The sequence below is a fragment of the Stenotrophomonas sp. CASM101 genome (assembly GCF_049384845.1).
GTDB classification, from domain to species: Bacteria; Pseudomonadota; Gammaproteobacteria; order Xanthomonadales; family Xanthomonadaceae; genus Stenotrophomonas; species Stenotrophomonas hibiscicola.
Map to the genome: position 1 here is coordinate 129,561 of NZ_JBMRFR010000008.1, position 21,800 is coordinate 151,360.

The window sequence follows — 21,800 nt, forward strand, 5'->3', positions numbered from 1 at the left end:
TCGCAACTGGCAAACAGGGCATAAGCGACTTAATCCCCTCCGTCCCCTTTTTGGGTCTCCCAACCCCGTTACGGCTGCTGGTGCGTTCAAGGGTCCACGATCCCACTGGAGTCCGGTCATGGTCTTCGCCCGTTGCTGCATTGTGTTGTTGCTGGCCCTTGCGGCCTGGCCCGCTGGCGCGCAGTCGCCGCCGATCTCCCGGCCGCAGGCCGCCACGCCGCTGCTGACCGCACCGGCGGCTGAGCAGGCGGTCCAACTGCGACACGCCCGCATCGAGGGCGGGGTCCAGGCGGGCATCGCCCAGACCCGGATCACCCTGGAATTCCACAACCCGAACCGGCGCGTGCTGGAGGGTGAGCTGCAGTTCCCCCTGGCCGATGGCCAGCAGATCAGCGGCTTCGCGCTGGATATCAACGGCGAGATGCGTGACGCGGTGCCGGTGCCAAAGGACCGCGGCCGCCAAGTGTTCGAGGAGATTGCCCGCCGCGGCGTTGACCCGGGCCTGCTGGAACAGACCGCCGGCAACCAGTTCCGCCTGCGCATCTATCCGCTGCCGGCCGGCGGCAGCCGGCGCGTGCAGCTGGTGATCCGCGAGCCATTGGCCTTCGCCGGCCAAGGCTGGCAGTGGACGCTGCCGCTGCAGTTTGCCGCCGGTGCAGCCTCGGTTGAACTGAAACTGCAGGCACCTGGCACGACCACCGCAGGTACGGCGCCATTCCGCATCAGCGCGGGCCAGCTGCAGTGGCAGGGCAAGGGGGCGCAGCTGCCGAGGCAGCTGCAGTGGGATCTGCCGGCGACCCGCCAGGCACAGGTGCAGGTGGCGCCCTGGCAGGATGGCCACTATCTGCTGGCGCAGCTGCCGGTGGCGGCCAGCAGCACGCCGCGCAAACTGCCGAGCGAAATCGGCCTGCTGTGGGATGGCTCCGGTTCGGCGGGCCAGCGCGATCACACACGTGAGTTCGCCCTGCTGGATCGCTATTTCGCTGCGCTGCGCGACGGCACCGTGGCCTTGACCGTGCTGCGCGATCGCGCCGAGCCGGTGCGTCGCTTCCGCATCCGCGCCGGCAACTGGAGTGAACTGCGCGCAGCCCTGCAGGCCGTGCGCCCGGACGGTGCCAGCGCGCTGGCACAGTGGCAGCCGCAGCCGGGCGTGAAGGAATACCTGCTGGTCAGCGATGGCCTGCTGACCTATGGGCCGGAACAGCTGCCGGCGATGGCGCCGGATCAACGCCTGTTTGCGGTCAGCAGCGCCGGCGCGCGCACCGATGCCGTGCGACTGCGGGGTTGGAGTGAGGCGCATGGCGGTCGCTTCGTCGCGCTGGGCAAGGATGTCGATGCGGCGGCGCACGCGTTGCTGGCATCGCCGCTGGATGTGCAGGTCGATGCGGGACGCGGCGTGCAGGATGTAGTGATCGATCGGCGCAGTGAAGCCGACGGCTGGCTGTGGCTGCACGCACAACTGGCAGCCGACGGTGTGCCGATGCGGGTGCGCGTTGGCGACGGTGAGTGGGAAGCGCTGCCAGCGACGCAGAAGAGCAAGGACGGTGAACTGCTGGCCGGTTTGTGGGCGCAGGCGCGCCTGCAGCAACTGGCCGTCGACCGCCGCGGCAACCGCGAGGCCATGCAGCGCCTGTCGCAGCAGTTTGGCCTGGTCGGGCCGGACACCTCGCTGATCGTGCTGGAGACGCTGGAGGATTACCTGCGTCATGCCATCCGTCCGTCCGGCAAGCTGCGCGCGGACTACGACGCGCGGTTCGCACGGCAGGTGACAGACCGCGCCGCTGCTGATCGCCAGCGTCTGGATGAAGTGGCGGCACACTGGAAGGAGCGCCAGCAGTGGTGGAACCGTAGCTGGCCGAAGGGAATGCCGCCGCAGCCGAAGGGCGGGGCACTGGAAGTCGCCTCCGCGGACTACGCGATGGAATCGGCGCCGGTGGCGATGCTCGCCGCGCCGGCCCCTGCGGCACCGCCCGCCCCGGCCCCGATGGCCGCCGCCGAGCAGCGCATGGAAGCCAGCAGCGCGCGTGCACGTCGCTCGGCGCCTGTATCGAACAAGGCCCTGGATTCAATCACGGTCACGGGTGGCCGTGTCGCTGCGCCCGCTGCCGCCAACGAGGGTGAGCTCGGCATCCAGCTGGCGGCCTGGCAGCCAGACTCGGCCATCGCCCGGCGCCTGCGCCAGGGCCCGCCGTCGCAACTGTATGACCGCTACCTGGCCGAGCGCGATGCCCACGCCGACAGCAGCGCCTTCTTCCTTGATGTGGCCGACCTGCTGCTGGCGCAGGGTCAGCGCGACCTGGCGCTGCGTGTGTTGTCGAACCTGGCCGAGATGGACCTGGACAATCGCCACCTGCTGCGCGTGCTCGGCTATCGGCTGATGCAGGCCGATGCCCCCGCGCTGGCGGTGCCGGTGTTCGAGCAGGTGCTGGCGATGGGCCAGGAAGAACCGCAGAGCTTCCGCGATCTCGGCCTGGCACTGGCGGCGGCCGGCAAGCCGCAGCAGGCGCTGGCGCCGCTGTACCAGGTGGTGGTGCGGCCGTGGGACAGCCGCTTCGATGGCATCGCCCTGATCGCCTTGGATGAACTGACGAATCTGGTGGCCCGCAGCACGCCCCGGCTGGATACCACCAGCATCGACCCGCGCCTGCTGCAGGCGATGCCGCTGGACCTGCGCGTGGTGCTTTCCTGGGATGCCGACAACAGCGACATGGACCTGTGGGTGACCGACCCGAACGGCGAGCGCGCCTACTACGGCAACCGCCTGACCTACCAGGGCGGGCAGATGTCGCAGGACTTCACCGGCGGCTATGGTCCCGAGCAGTTCTCGCTGCGCAACGCCAAGCCGGGCAAGTACAAGGTGGAGGCGAACTACTTTGGCAGCCGCCAGCAACTGGTCACCGGCGCGACGACACTGATGCTGCGTCTGACCACCCATTGGGGCACGGCAAAGCAGAAGGATCAGATGGTGACGATGCGACTGAAGGACCGCGCCGAGACCGTGCTGGTGGGCGAGTTCGAGGTTAAATAGTCAACTGCCCCAAGTGGCCGTCCGAGGGTGGACCAAGGAAGACCCTCGTCGACGCCGCTCTGGGGCAAGGAGGCCCTGTGTGGGGTGGGCTGCAGCCTGGCCGGCTCCCCGCGCCAAGGCGGGTACCGCCTGCCTGAATGCAGCGCCGACACATCACGCTCGAGGCTCCCCGGCGCTGGCCCAGGCCCTCATTCCGGGCGCCCACGGCCTGCGGTATCATTACCAGTCATCTTTTGAATGCATAACCGCCGACATGATCGAACTGAATCCTGTCCGCCAGCGCATCACCGATCTGACCGATCGCGTGCTGTCGCTTCGGGGGTATCTTTGACTACGACGCCAAGAAAGAGCGTCTTGAAGAAGTAACGCGGGAGCTGGAAAGCCCCGACGTCTGGAACAACGCCGAGTACGCCCAGAACCTGGGCCGCGAACGTTCCAGCCTGGAAAAGACCGTGGGCGGCATCGCCTCGGTGCTCGATGGCCTGAACGATGCCACCGAGCTGCTGGAGCTGGCCGAGTCCGAGCAGGACGAGGACACCGCCCTGGCCGTGGTCGCCGACCTGGACAAGCACCAGGCCCACGTGGAGAAGCTGGAGTTCCAGCGCATGTTCTCCGGCGAGATGGACAATGCGGCGGCGTTCGTCGACATCCAGGCCGGTGCCGGCGGCACCGAAGCCCAGGACTGGGCCGAGATCCTGCTGCGCATGTACCTGCGCTGGTGCGAGTCACGCGGCTGGAAGACCGAACTGATGGAAGTGTCCGGTGGCGACGTCGCCGGTATCAAGTCGGCCACGCTGCGCGTGGAAGGCGACTATGCCTATGGCTGGCTGAAGACCGAGACCGGCGTGCACCGTCTGGTGCGCAAGTCGCCGTTCGACTCGGACAACCGCCGCCACACCAGCTTCACCTCGGTGTTCGTGTCGCCGGAAATCGACGACAACATCGACATCACCATCAACCCGGCCGACCTGCGTACCGACGTGTACCGTTCGTCCGGTGCCGGTGGCCAGCACGTCAACAAGACCGAGTCGGCGGTGCGCATCACCCACATCCCGACCAACATCGTCGTGGCCTGCCAGACCGGCCGCAGCCAGCACCAGAACCGCGACAACGCGATGAAGATGCTGGCCGCCAAGCTGTACGAGCTGGAGATCCAGAAGCGCAACGCCGAGAAGGACGCGGTGGAAGCCACCAAGTCCGACATCGGCTGGGGCAGCCAGATCCGCAACTACGTGCTCGACCAGAGCCGTATCAAGGACCTGCGTACCGGCATCGAGCGCTCGGATACGCAGAAGGTGCTCGACGGCGACCTGGACGAGTTCGTCGAGGCCAGCCTGAAGGCCGGCCTGGCCGTGGGCTCCAAGCGCGCCGATGCCTGATCGACGCGCCTGCGCGGATATCGTCACCCTCGTGCGCAACGCCGAGGGTGGTCGAGCACGCGTCCTGTAGAGCTGAGCCATGCTCAGCTGCTTTTCGCGGGGTAGCAGATGCGTCGAGCATGGCTCGACGCTACAACGGGCACGGCGGTAGCGATGATGCGCAGCGAAAGTGAACGCAAGGAACTGGGCGGCTTCCTCAAGGCCTGCCGCGCCCGTGTCGATCCCGCCACGCTCGGCCTTCCGGCCGGGCGCCGGCGCACCCCGGGCCTGAAGCGCGAGGAAGTGGCGCTGGCCATCGGCGTAAGCGTCAGCTGGTACACCTGGATCGAGCAGGGCCGTGAAGTGCGCGCCTCGCCCGGGGTGCTGGAGCGGCTGGCGCAGGTGCTGCGCATGAGCGACGACGAGCGCGCCTACGCGTTCGCGCTGTCCGGCTACGGCGTACCGCTGGAATCACCGGACGAGAGCGTGACCGATGGCCTGCGCCAGTTGGTGGAGGCGATGCAGCCGATCCCGGCCTACGTGCGCAACACCCGCTTCGATATCCTGGCCTGGAATCCGGCCATTGCCGATCTGTTCGTGGACTACAGCCAGTTGGCGCCGCATGAGCGCAACACGCTGCGGCTGATGTTCCTGTACCCGCCGTACCGCACGTTGATCCTCAACTGGGAAGAAATGACCCGCGGCCTGCTGGCCGGCTTCCGCGCGGCGATGGCGCAGGCGCCGGACAAGGCGCCGTTCCTGGCGCTGGTCGAGGACCTCGCCGCGCACAGCGAAGAATTCCGCCAGTGGTGGCCGGAGCACGACGTGCGGCGGTTCGATGAAGGTGCGAAGAAGCTGAACCATCCCACGCGGGGGGTGCTGGACCTGCAGTACGTGGCGCTGGTGCCGGAGAGCCGGCACGATCTTTCCCTGGTGACTTACCTGCCGCGTAGGTAGGTTGGTCGGCAGGGCTGCGCCCTGCACCCGCAGAGGCTTCAAGCCAAGGCAACAGTAACAGCAACAGCGAGCATCCTTGGGATGGCGGGGCGGTGTGGGCTGGCAGGACACGCCGTAAACCCATCCATGGGGGCTCGATGGCGCCATCCATGGCGCCAACGGTCCTGTCAACCCACACCGCCCCGCCTTTGACAGTTTCCGCGCGGCTGTTGGTGGGTGTCGACCTTGGTCGACACATCTGTCAGATATCGAAAGAAATTCCCAAGAGTATTTCCGACAGATCGCGGGAAACCGTCGAAGGCGGGGTGGGTGCGGTTGCGGGAGTGTCCGCGGCATGGATGCCGCGGCCAAGCCCCCATGGAAGGGTTTACGGCGTCTCCCGCAACTGGACCCACCCCGCCATCCCACGGATAGCCCGCTGTTGCTGTTGCTTCGGCTGTTGCCGTTGCCTCTGCGGGTGCAGGGCGCAGCCCTGCCGGCACCTATCCCCATTCAGACAGGTAAGTGCAGGTCACAGGATAAGCAGACGCCTTGTTGCCTCCGCCATTCGGGTCCACATTCCTGCGCAGGAGACGGGCCACCGCCCGTTGTCGAGACACCAGGAGCCCTGCATGTCCGCTGCCCCCACCACCGCCATTTCCCGCGATCCGGCCACCGGCCGGCAGATCGCCAGCCATCCCTTTGCCACCGATGCCGAGCTGGAAACAATCCTCGATCGCGGCCAGGTCGGCTTTGCGACCTGGAGCGTCAAGAGCCTGGAACAGCGCGCAGACGTACTGCGTGCGATGGCCGCCGTACTGCGCCGAGACCGTGAGAAGCTGGCCGCGCTGGCCACTGCCGAAATGGGCAAGGTCCAAGCTGAAGCGCTGGCCGAAATCGAGAAATGTGCCGTGCTGTGCGACTGGTACGCCGACCACGGCGCGCAGTTCCTGCGCGACGAACCGACCCAGGTGCCCGATGACAAGGCCTACGTGTCCTACCTGCCGCTGGGCGTGGTGCTGGGCATCATGCCGTGGAATTTCCCGTACTGGCAGGTGATGCGCGCGGCGGTACCGATCCTGATGGGCGGTAACGGCTTCCTGCTGAAGCCGGCCGAGAACATCGTCGGCACCGCGCAACTGCTCGATGCCGCCTGGCGTGATGCCGGGCTGCCGGAAGGCACCTTCATCGCCGCCAACATCAGCCGCGAGGGTACCAGCCGTGCGATCGCCGATGACCGCATCGCCGCCGTCACCCTGACCGGCAGCGTGGCCGCCGGCCGCAGCATCGCCGCCCAGGCCGGGCAGGCACTGAAGAAGGTAGTGCTGGAGCTGGGTGGCTCGGATCCGTTCATCGTGCTGGCCGACGCCGATCTGGACGCCGCCGTAGATGCCGCGGTCGCCTCGCGCTTCCAGAACACCGGGCAGGTCTGCATCGCCGGAAAGCGCATCATCGTCGAAGACGCGGTCTACGACCGTTTCGTGGCGCAGTTCTGCCAGAAGGTGCAGGCACTGAGCATCGGCGATGGCCGCGACCCGGCCAACCGCATCGGCCCGATGGCCCGCCAGGACTTGCTGGAACAGCTGGATGCGCAGGTACGCGCCTCGGTGGAGGCCGGCGCGAAGCTGCTGGTCGGCGGCCATCAGCTGGATCGCCCGGGCGCGTTCTACGCCCCCACCGTGCTGGCCGACGTGGAGCCGGGCATGCAGGCCTTCGATACCGAGACCTTCGGGCCGGTGGCCTCGATCAGCCGCGCCCGTGATGCCGACCACGCGGTGGAACTGGCCAACCAGAGCGAGTTCGGCCTCAGCGGCAACCTGTGGACCGGCGACCGCGCCCGTGCGATGCAGCTTGCGCGTCGGCTGCAGACCGGCGGTGTGTTCGTCAACGGCTTCTCCGCTTCGGACCCCCGCGTGCCGATCGGCGGCGTGAAGAAGAGCGGCTTCGGCCGCGAGCTCTCGCACTTCGGCATCCGTGAATTCGTCAACGCGCAGACAGTGTGGTTCGACAAGCATTGACACGCGGCTCTCATCCTTCCTGCAACGATCCACCATCAGTCCAGCACAAAGGACGGCATCCGATGTCCAAGGGTTCAGATCTGCTCGTCGCCGCACTTGAGAACGAAGGCGTCGAGCGCATTTTCGGTATTCCCGGCGAAGAAAACCTCGACGTGGTCGAGTCGCTCCGCCATTCCAGCATCGAACTGGTCATCACCCGCCACGAACAGGCGGCGGTGTTCATGGCGGCCACGTATGGCCGCCTGACCGGCAAGCCGGGCGTATGCCTGGCAACGCTCGGTCCGGGCGCGCTCAACTTCACCACCGGCGCCGCCTACGCGCTGCTCGGTGCGTGGCCGGTCATCATGATCACGGGCCAGAAGGGCATCGTGGCCAGCAAGCAGGCACGCTTCCAGATCGTCGACATCGTCAGCACGATGAAGCCGCTGACCAAGCAGGCGCGGCAGATCGTCTCGGCGCGCACCATCCCGACCATCGTCCGCGAAGCGTTCCGTGTGGCCCAGGAGGAGCGCCCGGGCCCGGTGTTGCTGGAGCTGCCCGAGGATATCGCCGCCGATGAAGTAGAAGGGGTGTCGCTGATTCCGCCGCATGCGGTGGAGCGGCCGATTGCCAGCCCCGAGGCGCTGGACCGCGCCGCGGAGATCATCCGCAATGCCAAGCGGCCGTTGCTGATGATCGCTTCGGCGGCGTCGCGGCCGCAGTCCAGCGAGGCGCTGTCGGCGTTCGTACTACGCGCCGGCATTCCGTTCTTCACCACGCAGATGGGCAAAGGTGCGGTGGCCGGCGGCTCGGGCCTGTACATGGGTACCGCGGCGCTGACCGAACGCGACTACGTGCACATGGCCATCGACCAGGCCGACGTGATCGTGACCATCGGCCATGAGGTCACCGAAAAGCCGCCATTCGTGATGCGTCCAGGCGGGCCGACCGTGATCCATATCGGCTACTCGCAGGCGGCGGTGGAGCAGGTGTACTTCCCGCAGGTGGAAGTGATCGGTGACATCGGCCGTTCGCTGACCCAACTGGCCGACCGCATCGAAGGCGCGGTGCCCCATGCCGATGCGCTGCTGCCGCTGCGCGCGACCATCCTCGAGCACCTTGCCGATCGCGCCGAGGACGCTGGTTTCACCCCGCAACGACTGGTGCACGACGTGCGCCAGGTGATGCCGCCGGACGGCATCGTGGCGCTGGACAACGGCATGTACAAGATCTGGTTTGCGCGCAACTACCGCACCCAGGTGGCCAACACATTGCTGCTGGACAACGCGCTGGCGACCATGGGCGCGGGCCTGCCGTCGGCGATCATGGCCTCGATCCTGTACCCGCAACGGCGGGTGCTGGCGGTGTGTGGCGACGGCGGCTTCATGATGAACAGCCAGGAGCTGGAGACGGCGCGCCGGCTGGGCCTGAACCTGGTGGTGCTGATCCTCAACGACGGTGCCTACGGCATGATCCGCTGGAAGCAGGCGGTGGATGGTTTCACCGACTACGGCATGACCTTCAGCAATCCCGATTTTGTGAAGTATGCCGAGGCCTATGGCTGCAAGGGGCATGAGGTGACGGCCATCGAGCAGTTCGTCCCGACCCTGGAGGTGGCCTTCAACGAGGGCGGGGTGCACCTGGTGTCGGTGCCGATCGATTACTCGGAGAACCAGCGGGTGCTGGTGGACGAGCTGCGGCAGGCGTTTCCCGGGAACGGCTGACGCCGGCGCCGCGCTCCGGTGGGTGTCGACCTTGGTCGACACAGGGACCGCCAACCAAGGTTGGCGACTACCGGGGCAGGGCGGCGGCGGGGCTGGGGCTGGGGCTGGGGCTGGACGGTTTTGGTATGCTGGGCAACCGGCTGTGCCGGGCGCAAGATCCCCCTCACTACACGATTCCCGCAGATCCATGAGCGAAGCTACCGATACCCCCCCCGTCGACGAAAACAAGTTGATCGCCGAGCGCCGTGAGAAACTCAAAGCGCTGCGTGGGCAGGGCATCGCGTATCCGAACGATTTCCGTCGCGAGGACTTCGCCGGCCGCCTGCAGGAAGAGTTCGCCGATGTCGAACAGTGGACCGCCGAGGCGCTGGAAGGCAATGGCCGCCAGGTGAAGATGGCCGGCCGCCTGATGGCCAAGCGCATCATGGGCAAGGCCAGTTTCGCGCAGATCCAGGACGAGTCCGGCCGCATCCAGCTGTTCCTGCAGGGCACGGTGCTGGGCGATGCCTATACCGCCTTCAAGGGCTGGGACGTGGGCGACATCATCGCCGTCGAAGGCGGCCTGACCCGCACCAGGACCGGCGAGCTGTCGGTCAAGGCCGAATCGATCCGCCTGCTGACCAAGTCGCTGCGCCCGCTGCCGGACAAGTGGCATGGCCTGGCCGACGTCGAGCAGCGCTATCGTCAGCGCTACGTCGACCTGATCGTGACCCCCGAATCGCGCGCGGTGTTCATCAAGCGCTCGAAGATCATCCGCGCCATGCGCGCCTGGCTGGACAGCCGCGACTTCCTGGAAGTCGAGACGCCGATGATGCATTACATCCCCGGCGGCGCGGCGGCCAAGCCGTTCACCACCCACCACAATGCGCTGGACCTGGACCTGTACCTGCGTGTGGCGCCGGAGCTGTACCTCAAGCGCCTGACCGTGGGTGGCCTGGAGCGCGTTTACGAGATCAACCGCAACTTCCGCAACGAAGGCGTCAGCACCCGCCACAACCCGGAATTCACCATGATGGAGCTGTACGAGGCCTACGCCACGTACAACGAGATCATGGACCTGACCGAAGGCGTGATCCGTGACGTGGCCAAGACCGTCAACGGCAGCACCGAGGTCGAGTGGGACGGGGCGAAGATCGACCTGGGCCCGGCGTTCCGCCGTTGGCGCATGGACGAGGCGGTGCGCCACCACAACCCCGAGATTTCCGTCGCCGACTGCACCGACCGCGACGCGCTGCTGCGCCATTGCGAGCGCCTGAATATCCGCGTCAAGCCGTCCTACGGCTGGGGCAAGCTGCTGCTGGAGATCTTCGAGGCCACGGTCGAGCACACCCTGATCCAGCCGACCTTCATCACCGACCACCCGGTGGAGGTCTCGCCGCTGGCTCGTGCCAACGACAACGACCCGGGTTACACGGATCGCTTCGAGCTGTTCGTCAACGGCAAGGAGCTGGCCAACGGCTTCTCCGAACTGAACGACCCGGAAGACCAGGCGCAGCGTTTCCAGGCCCAGGTGGCCGCGAAGGAAGGCGGCGACGACGAGGCGATGCACTACGACGCCGACTACATCCGTGCGCTGGAGTACGGCATGGCCCCGACCGGCGGCCTCGGCATCGGCGTGGATCGCCTGGTGATGCTGCTGACCGGCAGCAGCTCGATCCGTGACGTGCTGCTGTTCCCGTACATGCGTCCGGAGCAGTAAGTCGTCTTTTTGACCCCTGTTTGTGCGCGCCGTCGCGAAATGAGACGGCGCGATTGACGCCTCCCGCACTCGGCGTATCGTTAATGCACTACCTTGACGTCTGTTATGGCTTGATCGGCGCCAGGGGGAGTGCGCATTGTGGAGAGTCCGCTTCACAGTGTGATGACGATCATGAACCGGGACGCATGACACGGGAGTCGGGCCGATGCAGGGTGCGAGCGTTCGCAGCGGCAGGGTATCCTCGCCTGCTGATGATCCAGCATGGTCGAGAAACCAGGCGGAGTACGCGTTGAACATCGTCATTGTTGACGACCAGACGTCCGCGCGGACGATGCTGCGTCACGTCATCGAAGACATCGCGCCGGAACTGAGCGTGCATGACTTCGGCGATCCGCTGACCGCATTGGCCTGGTGCGAGGCGCACCCGGTCGACCTGCTGCTGCTCGATTACCGCATGCCGGAGATGGACGGGCTGGAGTTCGCCCGCCGTTTCCGTCGCCTGCCCAAGCACCGCGATATCCCGGTGATCCTGATCACCGTGGTCGGCGACGAGCCGATCCGGCAGGCGGCGCTGGAAGCCGGCGTCATCGACTTCCTGGTCAAGCCGATCCGCCCGCGCGAACTGCGCGCGCGCTGCTACAACCTGCTCCAGTTGCGCCAGCAGACCGAGAACGTGAAGCAGCGCGCGTTGTCGCTGGAGCAGCGCCTGCTGGCCAGCATGCACGAGGTCGAGGAACGCGAACGCGAGACCCTGTCGCGATTGGCACGGGCGATCGAGTTCCGAGATGCCGGCACCAGTGCCTACCTCGAACGCATGGCGCGCGTGGCGGGGCTGATTGCCGAGCAGCTGGGCCTGCCCGAAGACGACGTGCGCCTGATCGAGATGGCCGCACCGCTGCATGACATGGGCAAGATCGCCATTCCCGACGCGGTGCTGCTCAAGCAGGGCAAGCTCAATGACGAGGAGCTGGCGATCATGCGCCGGCATCCACGCATCGGCCACGAGCTGCTCAGTGGCAGCCAGAACCGTTTCATCCAGGTGGGCGCGCTCATCGCGCTGCGCCATCACGAGCGCTATGACGGCAGCGGCTATCCCGACGGCCTGGTCGGCGAAGCGATCCCGCTGGAAGCGCGGATCGTTGCTGTCGCCGATGTCTTCGACGCACTCATCTCACCCCGTCCGTACAAGGAAGCATGGACCATGGAAGCCACACTGGCCTATCTGTACGCACAGCGTGGCCGCCTGTTCGATCCACGCTGCGTGGATGCGCTGATGCGCGGCCGCCAGCAGTTGATGGACATCTGCGCCCAGCACTCGACGGCATCGACGCGACCGGGTGGGTGACATGCAGGACCTGTTCGCACGCGTGAAGCGTCGGCTGGCGCAGCGTCCGGATTCGGAACATGGCCAGGCGATCGTGCGGGTGGTGCTGATCTCGCTGATCCTGATCTATGTTCTGCTGTCCGGTGCCCGCCTGCACCGGTTGGATCAGTACCAGGGCGTGCTGGCAACGGTAGTGACCGGCCTGGGCCTGTCGCTGCTGCTGTTCGGCTGGCTGCTGTGGAGGCCGCAGCGCTCGGACCCGCGACGGGTGGCCGGGATGCTGGCCGATTACGGACTGATCGCGATCGGCATGATCCAGATGGGTGAGCCGCTGGCGTGGGTGTATGCGGTGGTGATGTGGGTGACAGTGGGCAACGGCCTGCGCTTCGGGCCGCGGTACCTGGCCGCTGCCGTCGTGCTGGCCATGGCCAGTTTCGGCACTACGGTGCTGTTGACCCCTTACTGGCAGGCCAACCTGGGCCTGGCGGTTTCACTGTGGCTGGGGCTGTTGGCGGTACCGTTGTGCTGCTCCTCCCTGCTGCGCCGAAGGATGCGACATCCGACCATGGATACGACGCCCGCCACTGGCTCCGACAAGCGCTCGCTGCTGGCCCGCTTCAAGCAGCGCCTGTCCGGGCGCGAGGACAGCGAGCACGCGCAGAACCTGATCCGCATCATCATCACGGCGCTGTTCATCAGCTATCTCGGCTGGCGCTCGCTGAGCGGTGGCGGTGAGGCGCTGACTGCGACGTGGCTGATCCTCGCCTTCGAGCTGACCATTTCCGCAGGCCTGCTGGCCGCGATCCTGGTCAATCCGGGCGTGTCGCATGTGCGCCGGGTGATCGGCATGCTGACCGACTACACCTGCATGGCCTGGATCATGACGATCCAGGGCGAGCCGGCCGCACCGCTGTATGCGGTGATGCTGTGGGTCACGATCGGCAACGGCATGCGCTACGGCAGCACCTACCTGCGCGTGGCCACGGCCATGGGCTGCCTGGCGTTCCTGTGCACGGTGATGCTGTCGCCCTACTGGCGCAGCCACGACTACCTGGGCTGGGGCCTGCTGCTGGGCCTGGGCGCGATTCCGCTGTACTTCGATTCGCTGTTGCATGCCTTGACCCGGGCGGTGGCCGAGGCGCGCCAGGCCAACGAAGCCAAGAGCCGCTTCCTGGCCAACATGAGCCATGAGTTCCGCACGCCGCTGAACGGGCTGGCGGGCATGACCGAAGTACTGGCCACCACCCGCCTGGACGACGAACAGCGCGAGTGCCTGAACACGATCCAGGCCTCGACCCGCAGCCTGCTGGCACTGGTGGAAGAGGTGCTGGACATCTCCGCGATCGAAGCCGGCAAGGTGCGCGTGGAGTCGCACGAGTTCGCACTGGCCGACGTGCTGCAGGCGATCAACCTGATCCTGACCCCGCAGACCCGCTCCAAGTCGCTGGACTATCGCGTGCAGGTGGACGACAACGTGCCGCCGCGCCTGCTGGGTGATGCCGGGCATCTGCAGCAGATCCTGCTGAACCTGATGGGCAACGCGGTCAAGTTCACCGACAGCGGCTACGTGCATCTGCGCGTGTCGAGCCCGGACGCGCCGGGCAGCCAACGGATGCGCCTGCGATTCGAGATCGTCGATACCGGCATCGGCGTGCCGGTGGCGCTGCGTGGGCGCCTGTTCAATGCCTTCGAGCAGGGTGATGTCGGCCTGGCCCGTCGCCATGAGGGCACCGGCCTGGGCACGGCCATTGCCAAGGGCCTGGTCGAGTCGATGGGCGGGCAGGTCGGCTATGTACCGAACAGCCCGCGCGGCAGCGTGTTCTGGGTCGAGATCACGCTGGACGTCGCAGAGACCGCATCAGCCCCGGCGGTTCCGTCCGAGGTGGCTGAAGCCGGCAATGTCATCGCGTTTTCCAACCCCTTCCTGCGCCATCGTGCACGGGTGCGCAGCCTGCGGGTCCTGGTGGCCGACGATCACGAGGCCAACCGCATGGTGCTGCAGCGGCTGCTGGAGAAGGCCGGCCACAAGGTCACCTGCGTCAACGGCGGCGCCGAAGTGCTCGATGCGTTGGAGCAGGCCAGTTACGACGCAGCGATCGTCGACCTGCACATGCCCGGCATGAGCGGACTGGATCTGCTCAAGCAGTTGCGGGTGATGCAGGCCAGCGGCATGCCTTACGTTCCGGTCATGGTGCTGAGCGCAGACGTCACCCCCGAGTCCATCCTGCGTTGTGAGCAGGCCGGCGCCCGCGCCTTCCTTGCCAAGCCCGTGGTGGCCACCCGCCTGCTGGAAGTGCTGGCCGATGTCGCCGCCAACACCCGCGCCGAGCCCGGCATCCAGTCGGTGCCTGCATTGCCGGTCGGCGATGGCGTGCTCGATACCGCAGTGCTGGACGAGCTGGCGTCGCTGGGCATGGGCGATGGCTTCGAACGCAAGTTCATCGACCAATGCCTGGCGGACGTCGACGCGAGCATGGGCCAACTGCAGGGCTGCGGCGAGCGCCAGGCCTGGGAGGATTTCCGCGAGCATGCACACGCGCTGCGCGGTGTGGCGAGCAACCTGGGGCTTGTCCAGGTTGCCGCCTCCAGTGGCGAAATCATGCGCATGGCGGACTGGCAGCTGAAGGGTGAATGGAGCGCCCGCCTCAGCAGCCTGGCGACCGCTCTGCGCAACGGCAGGAATGCGTTGGCTGCCCGTAGTGCGGGGGCACCGCACCGCGACGACAGCGAGCGCAGCCCGTCCTGACCCGCCAGACGATCAGGCCGGGTCGCCATTGCGTCGGGCCTGCGCCCGTACCAGCCGGTCCATGGTGCGCAGGGACTTCTCGCCGAGCTGCATCGCAGTGTCTACCCAGATCTCGGTGATCCGCATCATTTCATGCAGCGGCACCATGGTGGCGATCTCGTTGACCTCACGCATCGCCGCCCAGGCGTGCGGGATGCGTCGGCTTTCCTTTATCACCTGTTCGACTGCGGCAACACCTTCGCCCACCGGCACCACGATGTCGACCAGGCCAATTTCCTTCAGCTGGCTGGCGGTGTAGAGGTTGCCTTCCAGCATGATCTTCTCCGCCAGCCGCGGACTGATCCGCTGGCACAGGAAGGAGTAGGCGCCCATGCCGGGGAACAGGTCGAACAGCACCTCCGGCAGGCCCATCAACACGCCTTCCTCGGCGACGATGGTGTGGCAGCTCAGTGCGGCCTCGAAGCCGCCCCCCAGTGCATTGCCCTGGACCAGGGCGATGCTGTGGGCACGGGTGCCCAGGCCGGCATGGAAGGCATGCACGCCGCGCACGCAGCGCTGGGCATAGTCGAGCAGGCGAGCGCGGTCGCCCTCGCGGATCAGGCGGCAGAACAGTTCGAGATCGCCGCCCAGGTTGAACACGTCGCTGTCCGAGGCAAGTACGACATGGGGTGACAGAGCGTGCGAGGCGCTGAGGCGATCGCCCAGTTCGCGCTGGTAGTCGACGATGTCATCGACCAGGCGCGAGGCGAAGCACGGCCGGCCTGGCTGGTTGACCAGGTTGGCGTGCATATGGATCCAGTAAACGTCCCGCTCGGGTTCTTCGGTGATACGCAGGGTAGGGTGCTGCGAGGGACGGGTAATGATGGGGCGTACTGCAGACATGGGAGTTCTCCGTGTGACCGTCCGGCCAACCGCAGAGCGGACGGAGAGGAGTGAGGGGGCGAGCTGAACATGCGGCGGCGACTGATTCTATGCACCCGTCGTGAACCGCCCGCAAGCGCCGGGCCGGCCATGTTCCGGCAATAAAAAGACCCCGCCGTCTCCGGCGGGGTCCCCTGTACTGTCGTGTTGCCCGGAAACCCTTACTGGGCGGGCGTATCACGCAGCTCGCGACGGAGAATCTTGCCGACGTTGGTCTTCGGCAGCTCCTTTCGGAATTCTACGATTCTGGGGTGCTTGTAACCGGTCAGGTTGGCCCGGGCATGTTCCTTGACCATTTCCGCGGTCAGGTTCGGGTCCTTCTTCACAATCACGACCTTCACGACCTCGCCGGACTTCTCGTCCGGGACACCGACCGCAGCCACTTCCAACACGCCGGGCATCATCGCGATGACGTCCTCGACCTCGTTCGGGTACACGTTGAAGCCGGACACCAGGATCATGTCCTTCTTGCGGTCGACGATGTAGAAGAAGCCCTGTTCGTCCATCTTCGCCATGTCGCCGGTGTGCAGCCAGCCGTCGGCGTCGATGGCGGTGGCGGTTTCCTCCGGGCGCTGCCAGTAGCCCTTCATCACCTGCGGGCCCCTGATGCACAGTTCACCCACTTCGCCCAGCGCCAGGATGTTGCCGTTGTCGTCCTTGATGCAGGCATCGGTGGACGGGATCGGCAGGCCGATGGCGCCGTTGTACTCGGGCAGGGTGAGCGGATTGATGCAGGCTGCCGGCGAGGTCTCGGTCAGGCCATAGGCTTCGACCAGGGTCACCCCGGTGACCTTCTTCCAGCGTTCGGCCACGGCACGTTGTACCGCCATGCCGCCGCCCAGGGTGAACTTGACCGAGGAGAAGTCGATCTCGTCGAAGCCGGGGGTGTTGAGCAGGCCGTTGAACAGCGTGTTGACACCAGTGATGGCGGTAAAGCGGGTACCCTTGAGCTCCTTGACGAAGCCCTTCATGTCGCGCGGGTTGGTGATCAGGTGGTTGCAGCCACCGAATTTCATGAAGACCAGGCCGTTCGCGGTCAACGCGAAGATGTGGTACAGCGGCAGGGCCGTGATGATCACTTCCTTGCCCGGCTCGATGCCTGAAGTGGACAGCCATGCCGACGCCTGCTGCATGTTGGCGATCAGGTTGCGGTTGGTCAGCATCGCGCCCTTGGCCACGCCGGTGGTACCGCCGGTGTACTGCAGGAAGGCGATGTCGTCGTGGTCGATCTCGACAGGCGGAAGCGCGTGGCGGCTGCCCAGCTTGAGGGCCTGCCTGAAGCGGACGGCGCCCTTGATGTGGTAGTTGGGCACCATCTTCTTGACGTACTTCAGTACGAAGTTGACGATCGCGCCCTTGGCGCCGAGCAGGTCGCCCAGGCCGGTGGTGACCACGTGCTTGACCGGCGTATCGGCGATGACCTGTTCGACGGTGTCGCCGAAGTTGTCGACCACCACCAGCGCACTGACGCCGGCGTCGACCAGCTGGTGCTTGAGTTCGCGCGCGGTGTACAGCGGGTTGACGTTGACCACGGTCAGTCCGGCGCGCAGCACGCCGAAGGTGGCCACCGGGTACTGCAGGCAGTTGGGCATCATCAGGGCGACGCGGTCACCCTTCTTGAGCTTGAGCTCACCCAGCAGGTAGGCGGCGAACTGGGTGACCAGCGCGTCTGTCTCACCATAGGTGAGGACCTTGCCGAAGCTGGAGTAGGCGGGACGGTCGCGGAATTTCGCGACGGAAGCGTCGAAGACCGAAGCTACCGAATGGAACTCGTTGACGTCGATTTCGGCGGGAACGCCTTTCGGATAGCTCTGCAGCCAGGGACGATCCAGACTCATATTCCCCCTCCAGGAATCGTGATGTATTAGGTTCGGCCCCGAGCGTATCGACAATGGCCGTTCATTGCAGCATACCCCGCCGTAGGGAAAACGCGAAGAGGGGTTTGCGTGGCGCATTGTGCGAACGCGTCAAACGGCGCCGGGCATGGCCTGGCGCTACCGAAGGCAGGACGCGCCTGGTAGCGCCGGGCCATGCCCGGCGGGTGTTTCAAGGTGTGCGGCTGGCTCAGCCCTGCTTGCGCACCGGTGCACCGTTGGCCTTGTAATACGGCGCGGTGCTGCGGGCCAGCGGGGTGCGGCCGCGGATCACGTCGGCCAGCTTCTCGGCCATCATGATGGTCGGCGCGTTGAGGTTGCCGGTCACCACCTGCGGCATGATCGAGGCATCGACGATGCGCAGGCCTTCCAGCCCGTGCACGCGGCCCTGGCCGTCGACCACCGCCATCGGGTCATCGGCATGGCCCATCTTGTTCGAGCACGACGGGTGGTAGGCGGTCTCGGCATGCTCGCGCACGAATGCGTCGATCTGCGCGTCGGTCTGCAGCGCGCTGCCCGGCGAGATCTCGCGGCCGCTGTACGGTGCCAGCGCCGGCTGCGCGAAGATCTCGCGGGTGATGCGGATCGCCGCGCGGAACTCACGCCAGTCCTGCTCGTGCGACATGTAGTTGAACAGGATGCTCGGATGTTCGCGCGGATCCTTCGAACGCACATGGATGCGGCCGCGGCTGGGCGAGCGCATCGAACCGACGTGCATCTGGAAGCTGTGCGCCTTGATCGGGTTGGAGCCGTTGTAATTGATCGCCACCGGCAGGAAGTGGTACTGCAGGTTCGGCCAGTCGAATTCGGCGTCGCTGCGGATGAAGCCGCCGGCCTCGAACTGGTTGCTGGCGCCGATGCCGGTGCCCAGGAACAGCCACTCGGCACCGATCGCCGGCTGGTTGTACAGCTTCAGCGCCGGGGCCAGCGAGACCGGCTTCTTGCACTCGTACTGCAGGTACATCTCAAGGTGGTCCTGCAGGTTGGCGCCGACACCCGGCAGGTGGTGTACCAGGTCGATGTCCAGGCTGCGCAGCAGGTCGGCCGGGCCCACGCCCGAGCGCTGCAGGATCTGCGGCGAGGCGATGGCGCCGCCGCACAGCAGCACCTCACGGCGGGCGGTGGCACGCTGTGGCTGGTCGTTGTGCAGCCACTGCACGCCCACCGCACGCTTGCCCGAGAACAGGATGCGGTCGGTCAGCGCGTGGGTGACGATGGTCAGGTTCGGGCGCGGCCTGGCCAGGTCCAGGTAGCCGCGGGCGGTGCTGGAACGACGGCCCTTCGGGGTCACCGTGCGGTCCATCGGGCCGAAGCCTTCCTGCTGGTAGCCGTTGAGGTCGTCGGTGCGCGGGTAGCCGGCCTGCACGCCGGCCTCGACCATCGCAGCGAACAGTTCGTTGTTGCCGGCCTTGGGCGTGGTCACGCGCAGCGGGCCGTCGCCACCGTGGTAGTCATTGGGTCCGATGTCGCGGGTTTCGGCCTTGCGGAAATACGGCAGGCAGTCCAGATAGGTCCAATCCTCCAGGCCCGGCATGCTGGCCCAGTTGTCATAGTCCATCGCGTTGCCGCGGATGTAGCACATGCCGTTGATCAGCGACGAGCCGCCCAGGCCCTTGCCGCGTCCGCAGTCCATGCGGCGGTTGTTCATGAAGGGCTCCGGATCGGTCTTGTACGCCCAGTTGTAGCGCTTGCCCTGCAGCGGGAAGGCAAGCGCCGCCGGCATCTGGGTACGGAAGTCGAACCGGTAGTCCGGGCCACCGGCTTCCAGCAGCAGCACGCTGACATCGGCATCTTCGGTGAGGCGGGTGGCCAGCACGTTGCCGGCCGAGCCTGCGCCGATGATGATGTAGTCGTACTCGTTATGGGTGCTCATGGGTGTCTCCTGCAGGCCGCGGCGCGCTGCATGCAGGCGTCGCGGCGGAATGTCGGATCGGCGCGGTGGCCGGACGAGGGTGCGCGCTTGCGGCGCGCCGGTCAGAACACGCTGGCGTAGTCGCCCAGCTCGACCTGCACCGACTTGATGCGGGTGTAGTGGCCGAGGGTGGAGATGCCGTTCTCACGGCCGACGCCCGATTCCTTGTAGCCACCGACCGGCATTTCGGCCGGCGATTCACCCCAGGTGTTGATCCAGCAGATGCCGGCTTCCAGGCGGTGGATGATGCGGTGCGCGCGGCTGATGTCCTTGCTGACCACGCCCGCGGCCAGGCCGAAGGTGGTGTCGTTGGCGCGGCGCACCACTTCGTCCTCGTCGTCGTAGGCCAGGATGCTCATCACCGGCCCGAAGATCTCTTCCCGGACAATCGTCATGTCATCGCGGCAGTCGGAGAACACGGTCGGCAGCACGTAGGCGCCATTGGCCAGCGCGCCCTCGGTGGCACGGCCACCGCCGGTCAGCAGGCGGGCGCCTTCGGCCTTGCCGCTCTCGATGTAGCGCAGCACGTTTTCCATGTGCGGGAAGCTGGTCAGCGGGCCGAAGTTGGTTTCGGCGGCCATCGGGTCGCCGATGCGGATGCGCTTGACCCGCTCGATCACGGCGGCCTCGAAGGCGGCCAGCATGCTGCGCGGCACGAACACGCGGGTGCCGTTGGTGCAGACCTGGCCGGAGCTGAAGAAGTTGGCCATTACTGCGATGTCGGCGGCGCGGTCCAGGTCGGCGTCATCGCAGATCACCAGCGGCGACTTGCCGCCCAGTTCCATGGTCACTTCCTTCAGTGACGAGGACGCGGCGCTGGCCATCACCTTCTTGCCAGTGGCGACGCCGCCGGTGAAGGAGATCTTCTCGATCACCGGGTGCTCGGTCAGCCACTGGCCGATCTCGCGGCCCGGGCCCTGCACGACGTTGAACACGCCGGCCGGCACGCCAGCTTCGGTGTAGATCTCCGCCAGCTTGATCGCGGTCAGCGGGGTGACTTCGGAGGGCTTGAACACCATCGCGTTGCCGGCGGCCAGGGCCGGGGCCGACTTCCACATGGCGATCTGGATCGGGTAGTTCCAGGCGCCGATGCCGGCCACCACGCCCAGCGGCTCGCGGCGGGTGTAGAAGAAGCTCGATTCGCGCAGCGGCAGCTGGATGCCTTCGATGGCGGTGGCCAGGCCGGCGTAGTACTCGACCACGTCGGCACCGGTGACGATGTCCACGGTGGTCGTTTCGGCCAGCGCCTTGCCGGTGTCCAGGGTTTCCAGGTGGGCCAGTTCGTCGTTGCGTTCACGCAGGAGCTCGACGGCGCGGCGCAGGATGCGCGAGCGCTCCGTGGCCGTCATCGCGGCCCACACCTTCTGGCCTTCGGCCGCGCTCTGCACGGCGCGCTCGACGTCGGCCTGGCTGGCGACCTGCACCTCGGCGATCACCTCACCGGTGGCCGGGTTGACGGTCTTGAAGGTCTTGCCGCTGGTGGCATCGACGCGCTGGCCGTGGATGTAGAGCTGTTGGACGGGCAGGGTGGTCATGGGGCGTACTCCTTGGAAGGGGGCGGGTGCTGAAGCGCTTATAGCGCGGCAGCCTGCAACTGGAAGTCGATGTAGCCGTAGGCGATGCGCCGGGACTTGTCGGCGTTGAACTGGCCGCCGACCAGGCTGCCGCGCAGCCACAGGCCGTCGATCATCGCGGCCAGGCCGCGGGCGGCCAGGCGCGCCTGCGGGTGGGGCAGCAGGCGGTTGAACTGGTGGCACAGGTTGGAGAACAGGCGCTGGTCGTTGGCGCGCTGCAGCCGGGCCAGTTCCGGCTGGTGCATGCTGGCGGCCCAGAAGGTGAGCCAGACGCGCATCGCGGTGCCGTTGATCTGGCTGTCGTCGAAGTTGCCGTCGACGATGGCGCGTAGCTGCTCGCGCGGGTCGTCGCTGGCGTCGGCGCGGTAGCGGGCGACCGCGTCCTTCAGCTCGCGCAGGATCTGCCGCATTGCAGCATTGAGCAGGCCGTCCTTGTCGCCGAAGTAGTGGGCGACGATGCCGCTGGACAACCCTGCCTTCTTCGCGATGGTGGCGACGGTCGCATCGGCCATGCCGATCTCGTCGATGGTCTGGAAAGTGGCCCGGATCAGCTGTTCGCGCCGTACCGGTTCCACGCCTTTCTTCGGCATTGTCTCTCCACGGATTGCGACCCGAAGGATCGGGTTGCCCGCCATTATGCTTTTTATTGATTGAACGTTCAATCAATAAACCCTAGGATGCGCTCGCGCCCCACGCCATGGGCCCGG

The 21,800-nt window shown here is 66.5% G+C and carries 13 protein-coding genes; 8 read left to right on the forward strand and 5 right to left on the reverse strand.

Annotated elements, in window-relative coordinates; genetic code table 11:
- Positions 1-118 precede the first annotated feature (118 nt).
- The 8 genes from VG543_RS13325 (at position 119) to VG543_RS13360 (ending at position 14,812) form a co-directional block, all read left to right on the forward strand.
- Entirely contained in the window at positions 119-3,028 is a 2,910-nt protein-coding gene (locus VG543_RS13325; RefSeq protein WP_423178520.1) for a VIT domain-containing protein, read from the forward strand.
- Between the two features lie 253 nt (positions 3,029-3,281).
- A protein-coding gene (prfB, locus tag VG543_RS13330; RefSeq protein ID WP_134735681.1) for a peptide chain release factor 2 occupies positions 3,282-4,407 on the forward strand; the annotation gives its coding sequence in 2 pieces (ribosomal slippage) (positions 3,282-3,356 and positions 3,358-4,407; 1,125 coding nt in all).
- 153 nt (positions 4,408-4,560) lie between these two features.
- Complete coding sequence (locus VG543_RS13335) at positions 4,561-5,343, forward strand: helix-turn-helix transcriptional regulator (protein ID WP_423178521.1); 783 nt, start codon at positions 4,561-4,563, stop codon at positions 5,341-5,343.
- A 611-nt stretch (positions 5,344-5,954) separates the two neighbouring features.
- Positions 5,955-7,340: an NAD-dependent succinate-semialdehyde dehydrogenase gene (locus tag VG543_RS13340; protein WP_021202066.1), complete on the forward strand. Its 1,386-nt coding sequence runs from the start codon at positions 5,955-5,957 to the stop codon at positions 7,338-7,340.
- A gap of 62 nt (positions 7,341-7,402) precedes the next feature.
- A complete protein-coding gene (locus VG543_RS13345; protein WP_423178522.1) occupies positions 7,403-9,043 on the forward strand; it encodes an acetolactate synthase large subunit in 1,641 nt (546 codons plus the stop codon).
- Positions 9,044-9,230: 187 nt separating this feature from the next.
- Positions 9,231-10,742, forward strand: a complete 1,512-nt coding sequence (gene lysS, locus VG543_RS13350; protein WP_423178523.1) for a lysine--tRNA ligase — start codon at positions 9,231-9,233, stop codon at positions 10,740-10,742.
- 205 nt (positions 10,743-10,947) lie between these two features.
- The gene (locus tag VG543_RS13355; RefSeq protein WP_019661474.1) at positions 10,948-12,087 is read left to right on the forward strand and encodes a response regulator; all 1,140 of its coding nucleotides are present in this window, start codon (positions 10,948-10,950) and stop codon (positions 12,085-12,087) included.
- A gap of 1 nt (position 12,088) precedes the next feature.
- Complete coding sequence (locus tag VG543_RS13360) at positions 12,089-14,812, forward strand: response regulator (RefSeq protein ID WP_111097833.1); 2,724 nt, start codon at positions 12,089-12,091, stop codon at positions 14,810-14,812.
- 12 nt (positions 14,813-14,824) lie between these two features.
- Here VG543_RS13360 and VG543_RS13365 read toward each other — a convergent pair whose 3' ends face one another.
- From VG543_RS13365 to betI, 5 genes are all read right to left on the reverse strand, one after another.
- Entirely contained in the window at positions 14,825-15,694 is an 870-nt protein-coding gene (locus VG543_RS13365) for a crotonase/enoyl-CoA hydratase family protein (protein ID WP_423178524.1), read from the reverse strand.
- A gap of 200 nt (positions 15,695-15,894) precedes the next feature.
- Positions 15,895-17,571 carry a long-chain fatty acid--CoA ligase gene (locus VG543_RS13370; protein ID WP_019661476.1) on the reverse strand — a complete coding sequence of 559 codons (1,677 nt, stop codon included), beginning with the start codon at positions 17,569-17,571 and terminating at the stop codon, positions 15,895-15,897.
- Between the two features lie 226 nt (positions 17,572-17,797).
- Positions 17,798-19,480, reverse strand: coding sequence for a choline dehydrogenase (gene betA / locus VG543_RS13375; RefSeq protein ID WP_111104172.1), 1,683 nt, complete (start codon positions 19,478-19,480; stop codon positions 17,798-17,800).
- A gap of 101 nt (positions 19,481-19,581) precedes the next feature.
- On the reverse strand, positions 19,582-21,054 hold the full coding sequence (betB, locus tag VG543_RS13380) for a betaine-aldehyde dehydrogenase (protein WP_423178525.1): 1,473 nt from the start codon (positions 21,052-21,054) through the stop codon (positions 19,582-19,584).
- Between the two features lie 38 nt (positions 21,055-21,092).
- Positions 21,093-21,683, reverse strand: a complete 591-nt coding sequence (gene betI, locus VG543_RS13385) for a transcriptional regulator BetI (RefSeq protein ID WP_262213525.1) — start codon at positions 21,681-21,683, stop codon at positions 21,093-21,095.
- Positions 21,684-21,800: the final 117 nt, after the last annotated feature.